Below are 16,060 nucleotides of genomic sequence, written 5' to 3'. Positions count from 1 at the left end.
CAAGCGAAAGGATCGCCATGCAGTCCGATAACCCAACCGCCGCCATTCTGGTCATCGGCGACGAGATCCTGTCGGGCCGCACGCGCGAAGGGAACGCCCATCATCTGGCGCAGGTGCTGTGCGCGACCGGCTTTGACCTGCGGGAAATCCGCGTGGTGTCCGACGATCACGATGCCATCGTCGCCGCCATCCGCGCGCTGGACCGCAGCCTTGGCGGCGCATGGGATCTGCTGTTCACCAGCGGCGGCATCGGGCCGACGCATGACGACATCACCGCCGATGCCGTGGCCGACGCGCATGGCACCACGCTGGAAATCAACCCGCAGGCCCGCGCCCTGCTGGCCGAGCGGTGCGCCCGCATGGGGCTTGACCTGACCGAAAACCGCCTGCGCATGGCCCGCATCCCGGTGGGTGCCACGCTGATCGACAATGCTGTCAGCGCCGCGCCCGGCTTTTCCATCGGCGGCACGCATTCGATGGCCGGGGTGCCGCAGGTCTTTCGCGCGATGGTCGATTGGCTGATCCCGCGCCTGCCCGGCGGTCGCCCGGTGCAATCTGCCACGGTCGAGGTGCGGCGCGGCGAATCGGACGTGGCCGAGGATCTGCGCCAGATTGCCGCTGAATTTCCCGATCTGTCGCTGGGGTCTTATCCCTATCACGATGCCGAACGCGGCTGGGGCACCAATCTGGTGGTGCGCGGGCTGGACGGCGCGCGCGTCGATCAGGCAATGGCGGCGCTGCGGCAGCGGCTGGCGCTTTGATGGACACCGCGCTGGCCGCCGCCTTTGATGCCACATGGCCCGCTGCGGAATATGCCCGCGCGGGCGGGTTCAGCGTCGGGCGGGGCATGGGCGGCGGCGGGCGCGTGGGATCGGCCCGCGCAACCGGGCCTTGGACCGGCGACGACATCACCGCCGCCATTCAGGTGCAGCAAGGCTGGGATCAGCCGCCGCAATTCCGCGTCGGTGACGACGATCAGGCTTTGGCGCAGGCATTGGCGGCGCGGGGGCTGCGCCGCCACACGCCGACCCTGATCCTTGCCGCCCCCGTCGCCGCCCTGACCGGGCTGGCGATCCCCTCTGTCACCACCTTCACGGTCTGGCCGCCAATGGCCATCCAGCGCGAGATCTGGTCGGCGGGCGGCATCGGTCCGGCCCGGCGGGCGATCATGCAGCGCGCGCCGCAACCGAAAACCGCCATCCTTGGCCGGACCGAGGATCGCGCCGCCGGTGCCGCCTTTGCCGCAGTCAGCGACGGCGTGGCCATGGTCCACGCGGTCGAGGTGCTGCCCGGCCTGCGCCGCAAGGGGCTGGCGGGCTGGATGATGCGGCAGGCGGCGATCTGGGGCACGCAGCAGGGGGCAAGCCGCATCGCATTGGCCGTGGGTTCCGGTAACGGCGCGGCACTGGCGCTGTATCGCGGGCTTGGGTTCGCGCCGGCGGGCGGCTATGCCTATTGGCAGGCGGACTGACCGGCCAGCAGGCTGGCGGCGATCAGGGCGGGCACCTCGGGGGCAAGGCCGATGGGGTCAAGGCGCGGGCCGTCAAAGCCCGCCTGATCCAGCGCCTGCGGCAGATCATCGGTCACATGATCCGCACGGGTGGCAAAGAACGGCAGGCTGACGGCACGGCTCAGCCCGCGCGCGGCATCGGCCAGATAGGGTTCTTCCTCGACAAAACCATTCACGATACGGGCAAAATGCGGTGCCATCGTGGCGGCCAAGGCCCGCGCGCCATTGGCCGACGCCCGCGCCCGCTGCGACCCATGCGCCGACAGCAGAACGGTGCTGTCCTGCGCGGCCCATCCCTGCGCCGCCGCCGCCTGCCGGGCCTTGGCAATGCACAGCGCGGGCAGCGCCGGTTCCAGGCCAAAGGGGCGCACCACCCGCGCATCGGCCCCGATCCCGGCCAGACGGCGCGGCAGTTCGCGGGTGGTGAACCAGCCCTCGGCCATGAACATCGGATAGACGACACAGCCCGGCCGCGCCGCCGCCGCCAAAGCGCCGGGCATCGCCAGCGTCGCCCCCACGACGACCAGCCCCGGCGCATGGGCCTGAATGGCTGCGGCCAGTTCCTCGACCGCCTGCTGCTGCGGGCCGGGGTCGCCGGGCTGGCCATGGGTCACGATGACCGCGCGCATCACTCATCCCGAAAGGCGGCGGCGAAAGCCTCGGGCATGGGAAATTCGTCCAAAGCCCGCGCCCGCGCCTGCGGCGACATCTTGCGGGCGGTCTTTTCCACGATGCGCAGCATCCGGTCGTCGGGCTGAGTTTGCGCGAAATCACCCAGATACCAGCGGATAAAGGTAAAGCAGGCCACGTCTTCCAACGCCTGCACCTGCGGATCGCGCTTGATCCCCTGCTTGGTCAGCATCCGGGTCGCCGCCGCGCAATCCTCGGCGCCATAGCCCGCATCGGCCATGATCCCCGCCACCCGCGCGGCATGACGGCGACCCTGTTCCTGCCGCCATTGCAGATAGCCCGCCCGGTCCATCGGAAAATCGCGGCGCGGCAGCAGCCAGCGTTCGATATGCTGGCCCCGGCAGGCGATCTGCAACGGCTCGGACGCGTCGGGGAACAGGTGGCGCTGCTGTTCGGTCATCCGCTGGCCATACAGCAGTTCCACCGGCTGGCCGTCATCCAGATTCGGATCGGCCGCGTTGGCGGCGTCGATGGCGTCAAAGGCTGTCTCTAGTCGGCTCATGCTTATCCTCATTGGCTGCGGCAATGATCCGCAATGACAAAGCCGCCCGCAACCCGTATTCAACCCGGATGAGCGGATGGAGCGAATACATTCTGGCCTTTGCAGCGTTTCTGGGGTCGCATGTGATCCCGGCGCGGCCCGGCCTGCGCGGGGCGCTGATCGCGGCGCTGTCGCGGCGCGGCTATGTGATCGCCTACAGCCTGCTGTCGCTGGGGCTGCTGTATTGGCTGATCGTCGCGGCGGGGCGCGCGCCGGTGGTGCCGCTGTGGGATCATGCGATCTGGCACCGCTGGCTGGTCAATCTGGCGATGCCGCTGGCGGTGCTGGCGGCGGCACTGGCGCCCGGCCTGTCGGGGCTGATGCGCGGCTTTGCCATCTGGGCGGGCGCGCATCTGATCGCGAACGGAGACCTTGCGCATGTGCTGTTCTTTGGCCTGCTGCTGGCCTATGCGCTGGCCGGAATGGCGCGGCAGGGGCGGCCGCAATGGCGGTTCACCCCGGCGCGCGCCGCCATCGCGGTCTCGATCTGGGCCGGGCTGTTCGTGCTGCACCCCTATGTGATCGGCGTGTCGCCCGCGCCGTAAAAGCGGAATGCCTCGGGGATCGCATCGCGCCCCTCCAGCAGCAGATCGGCCATCACGCGGGCCACGCCGGGGGCCATGCCAAAGCCGATCTTGAAGCCGCCATTGGCGACGAAATGCCCCGCCCGGCCCGGCCACGCCCCCAGCAAGGGCGCGCGCGAGGCAGCGCGGGGCCGGATGCCCGCCCAGGTGCCGATCAGCGGCGCATCGGCCAGCACCGGGCAGATCACCCGCGCCCGCGCTACCAGCTCCAGCGCCTGTTCGTCGGGGGCGGTGTCGGTGAAATCCCGCTCGCTGGTGGAACCGATGGCCAGGGTGCCATCGGCGTGGGGCACGATATGCAGCCCCTCGGCATAGACCTGCGGCGCGTCGGGGGCGGCATGGGCCAACAGCGCCGACTGGCCCTTTTGCCCCACGCCGGTGCCGGTGTCACGCAGCCATTCCCAGCCCGTGGCCCAGATCACCGGGCCGTTGTTGCCGATATTGCCGGGGGTGTCGCCGGTCTCGATCACGCCACCGCGCGCAGTGATTGCCGCCGCCAGACAGGCCACAGCCGCGCGCGGGGCGATGCGCCCGGAAAGGCCGTCCCACAGCCACAGCCCGCTGTCGCTGCGCGGCACCAAGGCCCCCGGCGGCACGGCATCCAGCACCCGCATCGCCTGCGGCCAGCGGTCTGCTGACGCCGCAAGACGCGGGGCCAACGCCGCCGGATCGCCGGTCAGAGGCTGCACCCGCCCGACCCGCGCAAAGCCCGGATCGCGCCCGCCCGCATCGGCCGCGCCCGACCAAAAGGCATCCGCCGCCAGCAGGCTGTCCAGCTGAAACTGCTTCTTGTCGTTCCAGTTTTCCGGCGCATGAGGCGACAGCGCCCCCACCTGCCCGCCCGATGCCCCTGCCCCGACGCCGCGCGCATCCAGCACCCGCACCCGCGCGCCGCGCTGCACCAGTTCCCACGCACAGGCCAGCCCGAAAATGCCCGCGCCCATGACGGTGACACTTGCCATCGCGGCCCCCTTTCGCCTAGCTGCGCCGATGGCTGATGTAACCGATCCGATGGGCACAAACCACCCGGCGCTGGACTGGCGCGAGGGCGGCGTGCCGGTGTCGCGCCGCTTTGATGACCCGTATTTCAGCCTTGCCGGCGGGCTGGCCGAAACCCGGCATGTGTTTCTGGATGGCAACGATCTGCCCGCGCGGCTGCGGCCCGGCTTTCATGTGGCGGAACTGGGCTTTGGCACCGGGCTGAACCTGCTGGCTCTGGCCGCGGTGACGGATCAGCCGGTGCGCTTTACCAGCTTTGAGGGCTTTCCGATGGATGCCGCGCAACTGGAAACCGCCCATGCGGCCTTTCCGCAACTGGCCCCGCTGGCGGCGCAACTGCGGCAGGGCTGGCCCGCGCGGCAGTTTCAGGTCGGCAGCGTTCAGGCGCAGATCATCATCGGCGATGCCCGCGACAGACTGCCCGGATGGGATGGCCGGGCGGATGCGTGGTTTCTGGACGGCTTTTCCCCCGCCAAAAACCCCGAGATGTGGGGCGACGCCCTGATGGCCGAGGTCGCCCGCCACACCGCGCCGGACGGCACATTCGCCACCTATACCGCCGCCGGCCACGTCCGCCGCGCGCTGAGCGCGGGCGGCTTTGCGGTTGAACGCCGCCCCGGCTTTGCGGGCAAGCGGCATATGAGCGTGGGGCGGCTGGGGCGGCCGGATCAGGCGGCGTAGCCTTCGAAGGTGATATTATCGGCGATGCGGCGGGCAGCAGTTTCCTGCGCCTTGCTGCGGATGGTCCAGCACAGCACCGGCACGCCGCGCGCCTTTAGCGCGGCGACGGCGGGGTTATCCAGATCGCTGTGATCGTGCGACACAAAGCCGCTGCCCGAGGCGTCGAAATCGGCGATCGCGGCCAGATGCGCGCGGCGGGCGGCGTCGATCATCGGCCAATCCCCGGCGGTATAGCCGCAGGTGGTCAGGCCACAGGCGATCTGCGGGGCCAGCGCGTGAAAACCCGTGACGACATGCGGGTTGAACGACATCACCGCCACCGGCCCGGCATAGCCCGCCAAAGCCGCCGCCACGGCCTGATGCAGCGCCCCGATGTCAGGGCCAAGGCGCATGTCCTGATCCTTGATCTCGATCAGCAGGGGCACGCGGCCCGCCACCAGTTCCAGAAAGGCGGGCAGCGTCGGCACGGGTTCGTCGCTGCCCGTCAGGCGCAGCGCGGCCAGATCGTCGCCATCGCGGTCGCGGATAAAGCCCGGCTGCCCGGTCAGCCGGTCCAGATCGTAATCGTGAAACACCAGGGGCTGCCCGCTGGCCGAAGGCTGGATGTCCAGTTCAATCCCGTAACCCGCCGCGATGGCGGCACGGGCGGCGGCAAGGCTGTTTTCCGGCACACCCGGCCCGTGCAGGCCGCGATGCGCGATGGGGCGATCCAGAAAGGCTGTGGGCAGCGGGGCGGGCATCAGGCGACCTGAAAGATCGCTTCGATTTCCACCGCCACACCACGCGGCAGGGCCGGGGCGCTGACCGCCGCGCGGGCATGGCGGCCCTTGTCGCCGAACACCTCGACCATCAGATCGGAACAGCCGTTCACCACCTCGGGCTGGTCGGTGAAATCGGGGGTCGAGTTGACAAAGCCGGTCAGCTTCACCACCCGAACGATGCGGTCCAGATCACCAAGCGCCGCCTGCGCCTGCGCGATCAGCGCCAGCCCGCAGGCTCGCGCGGCCTGCGCCCCGGCGGCCACATCCATCGTATCGCCCAGACGGCCAAGGATCAGCCCGTCGGCCCCGGCGCTGATCTGCCCCGACACGAACAGCAGGTTTCCCGACTGCACATAGGGCACATAATTCGCCGCAGGCGCGGGCGCGGCAGGCAGGGTGATGTTCAGTTCCGACAGGCGGGCGGTGATGGACATGGGTTCCTCGTGCGTTGGGTCGCGCTCAGGTTAGGGCGCGGCCCGCCGGAACGCAACGTGTGCCATGGCAGCGAGGGGGGGGGGGCGGGTCGGCGCGGTCCTGTGCGTATTTGGGCAAACAGGAAGCGGCTGGTGCCCCGGTCAGGGCCGCGCGTTGTGTTGGCGCGCGGCCATGGCCATCAGCGGCAGGTCGCGCCCCTGCCGACCGCGCCGACCGCCCATGTGCTGATCTCGGACAGCACCTGCTGGCTGGCGGCATCGAAGGCCGGGATCAGTTGTGCCGTCGCGGTGCTGGTGGCGGGCACATCGGCGCGGAACTGGCGGCGGGCGATGACGGTCGCGCCCATTTCCTCGACCAGCTGGGCGTCGATGCGCATCAGGATGCGGGTGCCGCCCTCGCCGGTGACGGCGTTGAAATCGCTGATCTCGGTCAGCAGCGCCACATCGCCCGACATGCCCAGGGGCGCGCGGCCCACATGGCTGAACACGTCATAAGACCCCAGCGTGCGCACCAGCAGGGTCTGCACCATGGTGGGCACCGTATCCGACCAGCGCGCATCGGGCAGGTATTGCACCTGCAACGGGTTGGGCCGGATCATGATGCGTTCGGTGTCCAGATCGCCGCCCGATTTCGGCGGCTCGACCGTCAGTTCGGCGCGGCCGCGCGCGCTGCACTGGCGCATTCCGTCCACCGGCGGGCGCAGGTCGAACACGTCGCGGTCGGGTTCGCCTTGCAGCGCGGACAGCGCACCGCAGCCGGGGATGGTCAGAACGGCGATCAGGGCGGCAAATACGGCTTTCATCAGGGCACCTTTCTCAGCGGCGGAATTCGGGTTGTCGCGGCCCCGACAGGATCTGCGACGGGTTACGGCTGAGCGAGCGCACAAGCTGGTCGATGCTTTGCGCCAGCGCACGGATGTCGCGCCCGGCCAGTCCGAATTGCGGCAATCCGTCCTGTGCAAAGCTCTGCACCGGGCCGCGGATGCCGTCAATGGTGCCGCGCAGGCTGGCGAAGGCGCTGTCGGCCGATGCGGCCGCCGAGGACAGGCGGCGGGTAAATTCGGGCAGGTCGGCATTCACCTGCGCGATGGCGGTGTTCAGATTGGCCAGCGTGTCGCGCAGGTCGCCGATGACCGGGCCAAGGTCGGTGTTCACGATGCGGTCGGCCCCCTGAAACGTGCTGCGGGCGGCGTCCAGCGCGGGGGCGGCACTGGCCAGCGCCGGGTCCAGATTGTCCAGCGATTGCGTCAGCCGCGTGGTCAGCACGCCCAGATCGCCGGCGACATAAGCCTGAACCGTATCCAGCGCGCGGGTGCCCGATGCCAGCGTCTGATCCAGATTGCCGGCGGTTTCGGTGAACTTGGCCAAAGCCTCGTCCGCGCGCTGCAAGGTGCCGTCAGCCGTCTCGCCCAGGGTATCCAGACGCGGGGCCAGCACCGACAGGCTGTCGGCCACCTCGGCCACGACCTGCGTTGCAGAGCTGATGTCGGCGATGGCCTGATCCAGATGCCCGGTCGAGCGTTCGACATTGGACAGGATCGCATCGACCTTGCCGCGGTTTTCCTCGGACAAAAGCTGGGTCAGTTGCAGCGTCACCTCGTTCAGGCGGGCGACCATTTCGGGGGCTTCTTCGCCCAGAGTCTGCAAGGCCGACCGGGCGGCGGGGATGACCGGGATCGCATCCGGCCCGTCGCGCAGCAGGGCCGCCGCCGGGCTGCCCGCGCTGATGCCGATATTGGCCACGCCGGTCACGCCCTGCATTTCCAGCGCGGCGGTGGAATTGCTGCGCACCGGCGTGCCCTGCCGCACCTCTAACCGCACGCGCACGCGGCCATCGCCCTGCGGCGACAGGCGCATATCGACCACCTGCCCCACCGGCAGGCCGGCGAACCGCACCTGAGAGGCAACGCCAAGGCCCGTGACCTCGGCGAAATAGACGTCGTAATAATCGAACTGGCGGTCCACCTCGAACTTGGCGAACCACATCAGGAACCCCAACAGCCCCAGAAAACCCGCAAGGATAAAGGCCCCGATCAGCGCGTAATTCGCCCGTGTTTCCATCCCGCCTCTCCTACCCGTCTTCGCGCACCATGGCCGCGCGGGCGCGGGGACCGTGGAAATATTCTTTCACCCAAGGATGATCGACCTGCAACATATCCGCCATGGTGCCCGTGACCAGCACCTGCTTTTCCGCCAGAACCGCGATCCGGTCGCAACAGACATGCAGCGTGTCCAGATCATGCGTGACCAGAAACACCGACAGGTTCAGCGCGTCGCGCAGCGATACGATCAGCCGGTCAAAAGCATCGGCCCCGATCGGGTCCAGCCCGGCAGTGGGTTCATCCAGAAACACCACCTCGGGGTCCAGCGCCAGCGCGCGGGCCAGACCGGCGCGCTTGCGCATCCCGCCTGACAGATCCGAGGGGTATTTCTCATTCGCATTCCACGGCAGCCCCGCCATGCTGACCTTGAGTTCGGCCAGCGCATCGCGATCCGCCGCAGACAGGCCCGGCACCGCATCCATCGGCACCTGCACGTTTTCGCGCACGGTCAGGGCGGAAAACAGCGCGCCATCCTGAAACATCACCCCCCACCGCTGGCCCAGGGCGCGGCGCTGCGCCGCAGGGGCGTTGTGCGGGTCGATGCCCAGCACGCGCACGGTGCCGCCCTCGGGCCGCTTCAGCCCGACGATGGTGCGCAGCAGCACCGATTTGCCGGTGCCCGAACCGCCGACCACGCCCAGAATCTCGCCCCGGCGCAGGTCGAGGTTCAGGCCCTGATGGATGACATTGCGGCCAAACTGGGTGCGCAGGTCGCGGACCTGAATGACGTTATCGGTCATATGCCCACCTGCGCGAAAAAGATCGAAAACAGCGCATCGGCCACGATCACCGCAAAGATCGCCGCCACCACCGAGGATGAGGTCATCCGCCCCAGCGATTCGGTATCCTTGCCGACGCCCATCCCGGCGTGACAGCCGATGATGCCGATAATCAGCGCAAAGACCGGCGCCTTGACCAGACCGACGATGACATGGGTCACGCTGATGTTTTCCAGCAGCCGCGCCCGGAACATCGACGGCGACACGCCCAGTTCCACCCATGACATGACCGCACCGCCCAGCAGACCGGCGACATCGGCGATCAGCCCAAGGATCGGCAGCGTCAGGATCAGCGCCAGCACGCGCGGCACGATCAGCACCTGATCGGGGTCCATACCCAGCGTGCGCATGGCGTCGATTTCCTCGCGCATTTTCATCGAGCCGATAGAGGCCGTCAGCGCCGAGGCCGTGCGCCCCGCCACGATGATCGCCGTCAGCAGGATGCCCAGTTCGCGCAGGATCGAAATGGCGATCAGATCGACGACAAAGACCTCGGCCCCGAACTGGCGCAACTGGCTGGCCCCCTGAAAGCCCAGCACGACGCCGATCAGAAAGGCCATCAGCACCACGATGGGGATCGCCCGCATCCCGGTTTCCTGACAGTGATACACCAGCGCGGTCAGCCGGAATTGCGAGGGATGGCGCAGCCCGCGCAGCAGGGCGGCGGCAAAGCGGCCAAGATATTCGGCCAGTTCCGTCAGATAGGCCCCTGCCCCGACCGCAGCCCGCCCGGTGCTTTCCAGCAGCCGCCGCCAGCCGGGGGCGGCGGGTGCGGGCGGGTCGGGTTCGGGGATGGCCTTGGCGATGCGGTCCAGAAAGACGGCGGGCTGGCCGCCCAGCCCCTGCAACTGCGCACCCGACTGGCGGGCGCGGGCCAGATACCATGCGCCCGCGCTGTCGATCCGGGTCAGGCCCGACAGGTGCAGCGCCTTGGGCGGCGGGTCGGGCAGGCGCGGCAGATCGCGCAGCATCAGCGCGCCCGACAGATGCAGCCCGTCATCGCTGGCCTGCATGGCCAGCGCATCGGTCTGCGGTTGTGGTTCGGGCGCTGTCATCGCCTTGTTGTGGCGGACAAAGCCCCCGATTGCCAGCACTTTCGCCGCCTTACCGCCACCGCCGGGGCGGGTCGATCAGCGCGGGTCCAGATCGCTGCCCGGCATGGCGGCATTGGTCAGGATTTCGGCCAGATAGCCCGCGACCGAGCGCATCCCGATCAGCCGCCAGCCGCCCTCGCCCTGCCGCCACATCGCCGCCGCCACCTGCGCGGCACGGGTGCGGCGCAGACCATCGGCGGGCAGCGCGGCAAAATCGACCGGGGCCAGCTTGGCCAGCACCTGTTCGGGTTTGCGCCCGGTCAGGTCAAAGACCACGCGCATATCCGACACATCGGCCACCAGCCCGTGTTCGCCCATCAGCGCCTGTTCCAGCGCCGCCACCGCCCCGGCCCGGTCGGCACCCGGCACGATCAGCAGCAACTCGTCAGGCGACATCCAGCCCAGCCAGCGGCTGCCATCGGTGGTGAAGCGCGCCTGCGCCGGGATCGCCAGCCCTGCCGCATCGGCGATTGCATCGCCGGCGCGGGCCAGATCGGCGCGGATCATCACCATGCCCAGCCCGTCCACGCGGGCGATATGTGCCAGTGCCTCAGCCATTCGCCTTGGTCCCTTCCTTGTCATAGAACACCGGATCGACGATCCGCGCCTTGATCGCCTCGCCGCCGGGCACCGGGAATTCCAGCACCTCGCCCATGCGCTGCGGCCCGTGCAGCACCAGCCCCATCGCAATCGGCCGCCCCAGCGTCGGCGATTGATAGGTCGAGGTGACGCGCCCCTGCGTATTGCGCTGGCCATTGCCGTTCACGCCCTCGGCCACGGCATAGGCGCCATCGGGGATCATCCGCCCGTCCACACTTTCCAGCCCGACAAGCTGCCAGCGGTCCGGGTCGGTCATATGGCTGCGCATCTGCGCGCGCTTGCCGATATAGTCGGCCTTTTTCTTGCTGATCGCCCAGTTCAGGCCCAGATCCTGCGGGATCACCGTGCCGTCGGTTTCATCGCCGATCATGATAAAGCCCTTTTCGGCGCGCATGACATGCATCGCCTCGGTGCCATAGGGCACCACGCCCAGATCGGCCCCGGCCTGATGCAGCGCCTGCCACAGCTCCAGCCCGCGGTTCGCGGGGGTGGCGATTTCAAACGACAGCTCGCCCGAGAAACTGATGCGATAGATGCGCACGGGGATGCCGCCCAGTTCGCCCTCGGCCCAGCCCATGAAGGGCAAGGTTTCCGGCGACAGGTCCATCCCGCCCAGCCGTTCCAGCAGGATACGCGCCTTGGGACCGACGACGGCGATCTGCGCGAATTGTTCGGTCAGGTTGGCGGTATAGACCTGCCAATCCCACCACTCGCATTGCAGCCAGTCCTCCATATGCGCATGGATACGGTCGGCCCCGCCAGAGGTGGTATGCACAAGGAAGCTGTCATCCGACAGCCGCGCCACCACACCGTCATCCATCAGAAAGCCGTTTTCGCTGCACATCAGGCCATAGCGGCATTTGCCCACCGGCAGGCTGGACATCAGGTTGGTATAAAGCATGTCCAGCAGCCGCCCGGCATCCGGCCCCTTGACCAGAATCTTGCCCAGGGTCGAGGCATCCAGCGTGCCAACCCCATTGCGCACCGCCAAAATCTCGCGCGAGACGGCGGCATGGGCATCTTCGCCCGCGCGGGGATAGCAATAGGGGCGGCGCCAGTGGCCGACGGGTTCCCATTGCACCCCATGCCTCTGGTGCCAGTCGTGCATCGCGGTGCGGCGCAGCGGCTGAAACGCCTCGCCCCGCGCCTCGGCGGCGATGGTGGCCAGCGTCAGCGGCGTATAGGGCGGGCGAAAGGTCGTGGTGCCGGTCTGCGGGATCGGCTGGTTCAGCGCCTTGGACAGGATCGCCAAGCCGTTGATATTGCTGACCTTACCCTGATCGGTCGCCATGCCCAGCGTGGTGTAACGCTTGGTATGTTCGACGCTTTCATAGCCTTCCTGCGCGGCCAGTTCCACGTCGCTGACCTTTACATCGTTCTGGAAATCCAGCCACATCTTGAACCGCGCCTTGCGAGACGCGGCGGCGGGCATGACCCAGACCGGCTGCATCGCGCCTTCGGCCTGTTCCAGATCGCCGGCGCAGGTCAAATCGCCATTGGCCGCCCCGGTCACGGTGACATTGCCCTGACCATCGGCACCCAGCGGCGGGCGGTTCGGGTCGGGGTGGAACATGCCGCGCCGTTCGTCCCATGTCAGCTTGCCGCCGCAATGCGACCACAGATGCACCACAGGGGACCAGCCGCCCGACATGGCGACGCAATCGCAGGCGATGGTTTCGCGCACCTCGCCCTGCCCGACGAAATCGCAGACCTCGACGCCGGAAACGGCGCGGCCGCCCTTGACCTTGGCGATACCGCTGCCGGGCAGGATGCGGATGCCGCGTTCGCGCGCGGCGTCGATCAGCGCGCCCGCCGGTTTGGCGCGGGCGTCGATGATGGCCGGAACCTCGATCCCGGCATCGAGCGCGGCCAGCGCGGTGCGATAGGCGTCGTCGTTATTCGTGACCACCACGATCCGCCGCCCCGGCGCAACCGCATAAAGGTCGATATAGTCGCGCACGGCACTGGCCAGCATCACGCCGGGCACATCGTTGCAGGCAAAGGACAGCGGGCGTTCCAGCGCGCCGGTTGCGGTCACGATGCGGCCCGCGCGGATGCGCCACAGCCGCTGACGCGGGATGCCCGCGTTCGGATCGTGATCGGCCAAAGCCTCGCGCGCGATCAGATAGCCGTGGTCGTAAAGCCCGGTCGCCATGCTATTGCGCCGCAGCACCACATTGTCGCGCCCGCGCAGATCGGCCAGCAGCGCATCGACCGCCGCCTGCCCGCCCGCATGGTCGGTCGGCGTGCGCCCGCCCCAATGCGGCGTCTGTTCCAGCACGATGACGCGCGCGCCGGTATCCGCCGCCTCGCGCGCGGCGCTCAGCCCGGCGATACCGCCGCCGACCACCACCACATCGGCAAAGTCATACGCCTGTTCGTAACGGTCCGGGTCGGGCTGATCGGGCACCGCGCCCAGACCCGCGCTTTGGCGAATGACGGGTTCGAACAGATGCTTCCACGCCGCGCGGGGGTGGATGAAGGTCTTATAGTAAAACCCGGCGGGAAAGAACCGATACAGCCAGTTGTTCACCGCGCCGATGTCCACATTCAGCGAGGGCCAGGCGTTCTGGCTGCGCAGCACCATCCCCGGCATCAGGGGCGTGGTGGTGGCGCGCTGGTTCGGTTCGAACCGCCCGCCCTGCCCCAGCCCGAACAGCGCGTTCGGTTCCTCGGCCCCCGAGGAAATCACCCCGCGCGGGCGGTGATATTTGAACGACCGCCCCAGCAGCGAAATCCCTGACGCCAGCAGCGCCGACGCCAGCGTATCGCCCGCCAGCCCGCGCAGATGCCGCCCGTCAAAGCGGAAGGGCGTGGAATAGGCGCGGTCGATCAGGCGACCGCCTTGGGCCAGACGGAACGGGCCGTGTTCTTTGGGGGCGTCGCTCATGGCTGATAGCTCCAGTCGGGGCGGTGTTTGCGGATTTCTGCGATGATCTCGTCGGTGGGCGCGGGGGTCTGGGCCGCATAGGTGCCAAAGACCTGCAAGGTCATGGTGTCGCGCGCGGCCAGAAACCACTTGCCGCAGCCAAAGGCGTGACGCCAGCGTTCCAGATGCACGCCCTTGGGGTTCTTGCGGGCGAACAGATAGGCTTCGAAATCGTCCTCGCTGCCGTCGGGGCCAATCCGTTTCAGATGCGCCTCGCCACCGGGGGCGAGTTCGGTTTCCTCGGCGGCGACGCCGCAATAGGGACAGGTCAGGGTCAGCATCCCTCAGGCTCCTTGGATTGTGGCGGCAGGGTGGCGGCATGATCCCGCGTCACGCCAGCCCAAGGGCGGCGGATGGCGGGATCAGACGGATCAGACAAGGATGGGCCGGACAGCCGCAGATGGCCCGGCATGGCGCGGCCACAATTCCGGGGGGCGGCATCAGGCATCGCAGCACGGCGCAGGCGCGGCATGGCGCGGCGACGACGGTGCGCATCGTGTTGCAAAGGCAGGCTATCTGCGCCGACCACAACAGCCGCGCCGGTCAGCCCGGCGGAATGGCCCGGTTCGTCGCACAGGGCGATCTTGCGCACAGCATCACGCAGCATGGCGCACCTGCACGGATCGCAAGGTCAGGGCGGTGCCGGCAGGGTATCCCCCGCCGGCAGCATGGGTCAGATCAGTTGGCCGGGGCCGGCTCGGCCGGGGCTTCCTCGATGGTAACGGCAGGAGCATCGGCCGCGGGCGCCTCGACGGCAGGGGTTTCGACGGTGACAGTCGTGGTGTCGCCGGTCGAGGCCGTAGGTGCGGGTGCCCCGCCCGAGGACATGAACCAGATGATCGCGATAACCGCGACGACGACAGCGCCCACGATGAAGTAAAGGCCCGAGTTGTTCTGTTGGTCTGCCATGCGAAAACCTTTCTCGCGTTCGGAATGTGGTTGCACAATCCGCAGGCTGCCGCATTGGTTCCCTGAAAACTGATCTTCATCAATCGGCCCCGGTCAGTGCGCCACACCCGCAGCCACGGATTCATCGACAAACCGGCCCTCGCGGAAACGGTTCAGGCCGAATTCCGCCGCCAGCGGGCCGGGCTGGCCGTTGGCCACCAGTTCCGCCATCGCCCAGCCGGAACCGGGGATCGCCTTGAACCCGCCGGTGCCCCAGCCGCAGTTCACAAAGATGCCGCCCACCGGCGTGGTGGACAGGATGGGCGAGCGGTCGCCGGTCATATCCACGATCCCCCCCCATTGCCGCAGCATTTTCAGGCGCGAAATGATGGGGAAGGTCTCGATCAGGGCGCGCACGGTTTCCTCGACATGCTGCCAGCTGCCGCGTTGGGTAAAGTTGTTGAACCCGTCGGTGCCACCGCCGATGACCAGTTCACCCTTGTCGGATTGCGACAGATAGCCATGCACAAGATTGGCCATCACCACCACGTCGATACAGGGCTTGATCGGTTCGGATACCAGGGCTTGCAGCGCCACGCTCTCGATCGGCAGGCGGAAACCCGCCATTTCGGCCAGATGCGACGAATGCCCGGCCACCACCAGCGCCAGCTTGTCACAGCCGATGCGCCCTTTCGAGGTGTTGACCCCCGTCACCTGACCGTTCGCCGTCTCGATCCCCTGCACTTCGCAGTTCTGGATGATGTGCATCCCCATATCGCTGCACGCGCGGGCATAGCCCCAGGCCACGGCATCATGCCGCGCCGTGCCGCCGCGTTCCTGATACAAGCCGCCCAGCACAGGATAGCGCGGCCCGTCGATATTGATGATCGGCACCAGTTTTTTCAGGCGCGCAGGCTCGATCCACTCGGTGGATACGCCTTGCAGGTTGTTGGCATAGACGGTGCGCTTGTATCCGCGCACCTCATGTTCCGACTGCGCCAGCATAATCAGGCCGCGCGGGCTGAACATGACGTTATAGTTCAGATCCTGCGACAGCCCCTCATACAGTTGCAGCGCCTTGTCAAAGATCGCCGCCGAGGGGTCTTGCAGGTAATTCGACCGGATGATCGTGGTGTTCCGCCCGGTATTGCCGCCACCCAGCCAGCCCTTTTCCAGCACCGCCACATCGGTGATGCCAAAGTTCTTGCCCAGATAATAGGCTGTGGCCAGACCGTGCCCCCCCGCACCGACGACGATCACCTTGTAGGAGGATTTCGGTTCAGGGCTGGCCCATGCGCGTTTCCAGCCGGTGTGCAGGCGCATCGCCTCGCGTGCGATGGCAAAGACGGAATAACGGCCCGATTTGGTCATGGCATCCCCTTGGGTGAATCGCCGTCAAACATGCCCGCGCCCCGCCGCAGCGACAAGCCTGAATGCGGCATCGCCGTGCAGGATGCGACAGTGCATC

Annotated in this window: 19 protein-coding genes; 4 read left to right on the top strand and 15 right to left on the bottom strand. The window is 68.0% G+C overall.

All coding sequences use genetic code 11. From position 1 onward, the window contains the following. Positions 1-17: 17 nt before the first annotated feature. Together Q4G14_RS00165 and Q4G14_RS00160 are read left to right on the top strand one after the other, a co-directional pair. Positions 18-761, top strand: a complete 744-nt coding sequence (locus Q4G14_RS00165; protein WP_303359692.1) for a molybdopterin-binding protein — start codon at positions 18-20, stop codon at positions 759-761. Then, positions 761-1,471: a GNAT family N-acetyltransferase gene (locus Q4G14_RS00160; protein ID WP_303359691.1), complete on the top strand. Its 711-nt coding sequence runs from the start codon at positions 761-763 to the stop codon at positions 1,469-1,471. Before Q4G14_RS00165 ends, Q4G14_RS00160 begins: the two co-directional genes overlap by 1 nt. Here the strand turns inward: Q4G14_RS00160 and Q4G14_RS00155 are convergent. Together Q4G14_RS00155 and Q4G14_RS00150 are read right to left on the bottom strand one after the other, a co-directional pair. After that, entirely contained in the window at positions 1,453-2,139 is a 687-nt protein-coding gene (locus Q4G14_RS00155) for a sirohydrochlorin chelatase (protein WP_303359690.1), read from the bottom strand. The genes Q4G14_RS00160 and Q4G14_RS00155 overlap by 19 nt on opposite strands. Next, positions 2,139-2,702: a DUF4202 domain-containing protein gene (locus Q4G14_RS00150; RefSeq protein WP_303359689.1), complete on the bottom strand. Its 564-nt coding sequence runs from the start codon at positions 2,700-2,702 to the stop codon at positions 2,139-2,141. The genes Q4G14_RS00155 and Q4G14_RS00150 overlap by 1 nt, the downstream gene beginning before the upstream one ends. 68 nt (positions 2,703-2,770) lie before the next feature. Here Q4G14_RS00150 and Q4G14_RS00145 point away from each other — a divergent pair, with 68 nt between their 5' ends. Then, on the top strand, positions 2,771-3,286 hold the full coding sequence (locus Q4G14_RS00145; RefSeq protein ID WP_303359688.1) for an NnrU family protein: 516 nt from the start codon (positions 2,771-2,773) through the stop codon (positions 3,284-3,286). Here Q4G14_RS00145 and Q4G14_RS00140 read toward each other — a convergent pair. Then, positions 3,256-4,287 carry an FAD-binding oxidoreductase gene (locus Q4G14_RS00140; protein ID WP_303359687.1) on the bottom strand — a complete coding sequence of 344 codons (1,032 nt, stop codon included), beginning with the start codon at positions 4,285-4,287 and terminating at the stop codon, positions 3,256-3,258. The genes Q4G14_RS00145 and Q4G14_RS00140 overlap by 31 nt on opposite strands. 28 nt (positions 4,288-4,315) lie before the next feature. On the opposite strand from Q4G14_RS00140, the gene mnmD reads away from it, so the two are divergent. After that, the gene (mnmD, locus tag Q4G14_RS00135) at positions 4,316-5,005 is read left to right on the top strand and encodes a tRNA (5-methylaminomethyl-2-thiouridine)(34)-methyltransferase MnmD (protein ID WP_303359686.1); all 690 of its coding nucleotides are present in this window, start codon (positions 4,316-4,318) and stop codon (positions 5,003-5,005) included. Here the strand turns inward: mnmD and Q4G14_RS00130 are convergent. The 12 genes from Q4G14_RS00130 to Q4G14_RS00075 all read right to left on the bottom strand — a co-directional run bounded on the left by Q4G14_RS00130 (position 4,993) and on the right by Q4G14_RS00075 (position 15,963). Then, on the bottom strand, positions 4,993-5,745 hold the full coding sequence (locus Q4G14_RS00130; protein WP_303359685.1) for a glycerophosphodiester phosphodiesterase family protein: 753 nt from the start codon (positions 5,743-5,745) through the stop codon (positions 4,993-4,995). The genes mnmD and Q4G14_RS00130 overlap by 13 nt on opposite strands. Next, a complete protein-coding gene (locus tag Q4G14_RS00125; protein ID WP_303359684.1) occupies positions 5,745-6,200 on the bottom strand; it encodes a RidA family protein in 456 nt (151 codons plus the stop codon). Before Q4G14_RS00125 ends, Q4G14_RS00130 begins: the two co-directional genes overlap by 1 nt. A gap of 179 nt (positions 6,201-6,379) precedes the next feature. Next, positions 6,380-7,003 carry an ABC-type transport auxiliary lipoprotein family protein gene (locus Q4G14_RS00120; protein ID WP_303359683.1) on the bottom strand — a complete coding sequence of 208 codons (624 nt, stop codon included), beginning with the start codon at positions 7,001-7,003 and terminating at the stop codon, positions 6,380-6,382. A 13-nt stretch (positions 7,004-7,016) separates the two neighbouring features. Then, a complete protein-coding gene (locus tag Q4G14_RS00115) occupies positions 7,017-8,261 on the bottom strand; it encodes an MlaD family protein (protein WP_303359682.1) in 1,245 nt (414 codons plus the stop codon). A 10-nt stretch (positions 8,262-8,271) separates the two neighbouring features. Then, positions 8,272-9,042 (bottom strand): ABC transporter ATP-binding protein, encoded by a 771-nt coding sequence (locus Q4G14_RS00110; protein WP_303359681.1) that lies wholly within the window; start codon positions 9,040-9,042, stop codon positions 8,272-8,274. Beyond that, the gene (locus Q4G14_RS00105) at positions 9,039-10,052 is read right to left on the bottom strand and encodes an ABC transporter permease (RefSeq protein WP_303359897.1); all 1,014 of its coding nucleotides are present in this window, start codon (positions 10,050-10,052) and stop codon (positions 9,039-9,041) included. The genes Q4G14_RS00110 and Q4G14_RS00105 overlap by 4 nt, the downstream gene beginning before the upstream one ends. Positions 10,053-10,211: 159 nt before the next feature. Beyond that, positions 10,212-10,733 (bottom strand): sarcosine oxidase subunit gamma, encoded by a 522-nt coding sequence (locus Q4G14_RS00100; RefSeq protein ID WP_303359680.1) that lies wholly within the window; start codon positions 10,731-10,733, stop codon positions 10,212-10,214. Then, a complete protein-coding gene (locus Q4G14_RS00095; RefSeq protein ID WP_303359679.1) occupies positions 10,726-13,665 on the bottom strand; it encodes a sarcosine oxidase subunit alpha family protein in 2,940 nt (979 codons plus the stop codon). Before Q4G14_RS00095 ends, Q4G14_RS00100 begins: the two co-directional genes overlap by 8 nt. Then, positions 13,662-13,985, bottom strand: a complete 324-nt coding sequence (locus Q4G14_RS00090) for a sarcosine oxidase subunit delta (RefSeq protein ID WP_303359678.1) — start codon at positions 13,983-13,985, stop codon at positions 13,662-13,664. The genes Q4G14_RS00095 and Q4G14_RS00090 overlap by 4 nt, the downstream gene beginning before the upstream one ends. Next, positions 13,979-14,311: a hypothetical protein gene (locus Q4G14_RS00085; RefSeq protein WP_303359677.1), complete on the bottom strand. Its 333-nt coding sequence runs from the start codon at positions 14,309-14,311 to the stop codon at positions 13,979-13,981. Before Q4G14_RS00085 ends, Q4G14_RS00090 begins: the two co-directional genes overlap by 7 nt. Positions 14,312-14,382: 71 nt before the next feature. Then, positions 14,383-14,613 (bottom strand): hypothetical protein, encoded by a 231-nt coding sequence (locus Q4G14_RS00080; RefSeq protein ID WP_303359676.1) that lies wholly within the window; start codon positions 14,611-14,613, stop codon positions 14,383-14,385. 93 nt (positions 14,614-14,706) lie between these two features. Beyond that, the gene (locus tag Q4G14_RS00075) at positions 14,707-15,963 is read right to left on the bottom strand and encodes a sarcosine oxidase subunit beta family protein (protein WP_303359675.1); all 1,257 of its coding nucleotides are present in this window, start codon (positions 15,961-15,963) and stop codon (positions 14,707-14,709) included. Positions 15,964-16,060 lie beyond the last annotated feature (97 nt).

Origin of the sequence: Paracoccus sp. (in: a-proteobacteria), assembly GCF_030538755.1 — a bacterium.
Lineage (GTDB): Bacteria > Pseudomonadota > Alphaproteobacteria > Rhodobacterales > Rhodobacteraceae > Paracoccus.
Note: the sequence above shows the minus strand (reverse complement) of the source record. Positions and strands in the feature narration are given on the sequence as shown.

What these genes read in the sequence shown, in the direction of transcription:
- Q4G14_RS00140 (WP_303359687.1), bottom strand. Translation starts at nt 4,287, where the DNA reads ATGGCAAGTGTCACCGTCATGGGCGCGGGCATTTTCGGGCTGGCCTGT.
- Q4G14_RS00165 (WP_303359692.1), top strand. Translation starts at nt 18, where the DNA reads ATGCAGTCCGATAACCCAACCGCCGCCATTCTGGTCATCGGCGACGAG.
- Q4G14_RS00100 (WP_303359680.1), bottom strand. Translation starts at nt 10,733, where the DNA reads ATGGCTGAGGCACTGGCACATATCGCCCGCGTGGACGGGCTGGGCATG.
- mnmD (WP_303359686.1), top strand. Translation starts at nt 4,316, where the DNA reads ATGGCTGATGTAACCGATCCGATGGGCACAAACCACCCGGCGCTGGAC.
- Q4G14_RS00110 (WP_303359681.1), bottom strand. Translation starts at nt 9,042, where the DNA reads ATGACCGATAACGTCATTCAGGTCCGCGACCTGCGCACCCAGTTTGGC.
- Q4G14_RS00155 (WP_303359690.1), bottom strand. Translation starts at nt 2,139, where the DNA reads ATGCGCGCGGTCATCGTGACCCATGGCCAGCCCGGCGACCCCGGCCCG.
- Q4G14_RS00120 (WP_303359683.1), bottom strand. Translation starts at nt 7,003, where the DNA reads ATGAAAGCCGTATTTGCCGCCCTGATCGCCGTTCTGACCATCCCCGGC.
- Q4G14_RS00080 (WP_303359676.1), bottom strand. Translation starts at nt 14,613, where the DNA reads ATGGCAGACCAACAGAACAACTCGGGCCTTTACTTCATCGTGGGCGCT.
- Q4G14_RS00130 (WP_303359685.1), bottom strand. Translation starts at nt 5,745, where the DNA reads ATGCCCGCCCCGCTGCCCACAGCCTTTCTGGATCGCCCCATCGCGCAT.
- Q4G14_RS00095 (WP_303359679.1), bottom strand. Translation starts at nt 13,665, where the DNA reads ATGAGCGACGCCCCCAAAGAACACGGCCCGTTCCGTCTGGCCCAAGGC.
- Q4G14_RS00160 (WP_303359691.1), top strand. Translation starts at nt 761, where the DNA reads ATGGACACCGCGCTGGCCGCCGCCTTTGATGCCACATGGCCCGCTGCG.
- Q4G14_RS00115 (WP_303359682.1), bottom strand. Translation starts at nt 8,261, where the DNA reads ATGGAAACACGGGCGAATTACGCGCTGATCGGGGCCTTTATCCTTGCG.
- Q4G14_RS00105 (WP_303359897.1), bottom strand. Translation starts at nt 10,052, where the DNA reads ATGCTGCGCGATCTGCCGCGCCTGCCCGACCCGCCGCCCAAGGCGCTG.
- Q4G14_RS00075 (WP_303359675.1), bottom strand. Translation starts at nt 15,963, where the DNA reads ATGACCAAATCGGGCCGTTATTCCGTCTTTGCCATCGCACGCGAGGCG.
- Q4G14_RS00150 (WP_303359689.1), bottom strand. Translation starts at nt 2,702, where the DNA reads ATGAGCCGACTAGAGACAGCCTTTGACGCCATCGACGCCGCCAACGCG.
- Q4G14_RS00145 (WP_303359688.1), top strand. Translation starts at nt 2,771, where the DNA reads ATGAGCGGATGGAGCGAATACATTCTGGCCTTTGCAGCGTTTCTGGGG.
- Q4G14_RS00125 (WP_303359684.1), bottom strand. Translation starts at nt 6,200, where the DNA reads ATGTCCATCACCGCCCGCCTGTCGGAACTGAACATCACCCTGCCTGCC.
- Q4G14_RS00090 (WP_303359678.1), bottom strand. Translation starts at nt 13,985, where the DNA reads ATGCTGACCCTGACCTGTCCCTATTGCGGCGTCGCCGCCGAGGAAACC.
- Q4G14_RS00085 (WP_303359677.1), bottom strand. Translation starts at nt 14,311, where the DNA reads ATGCTGCGTGATGCTGTGCGCAAGATCGCCCTGTGCGACGAACCGGGC.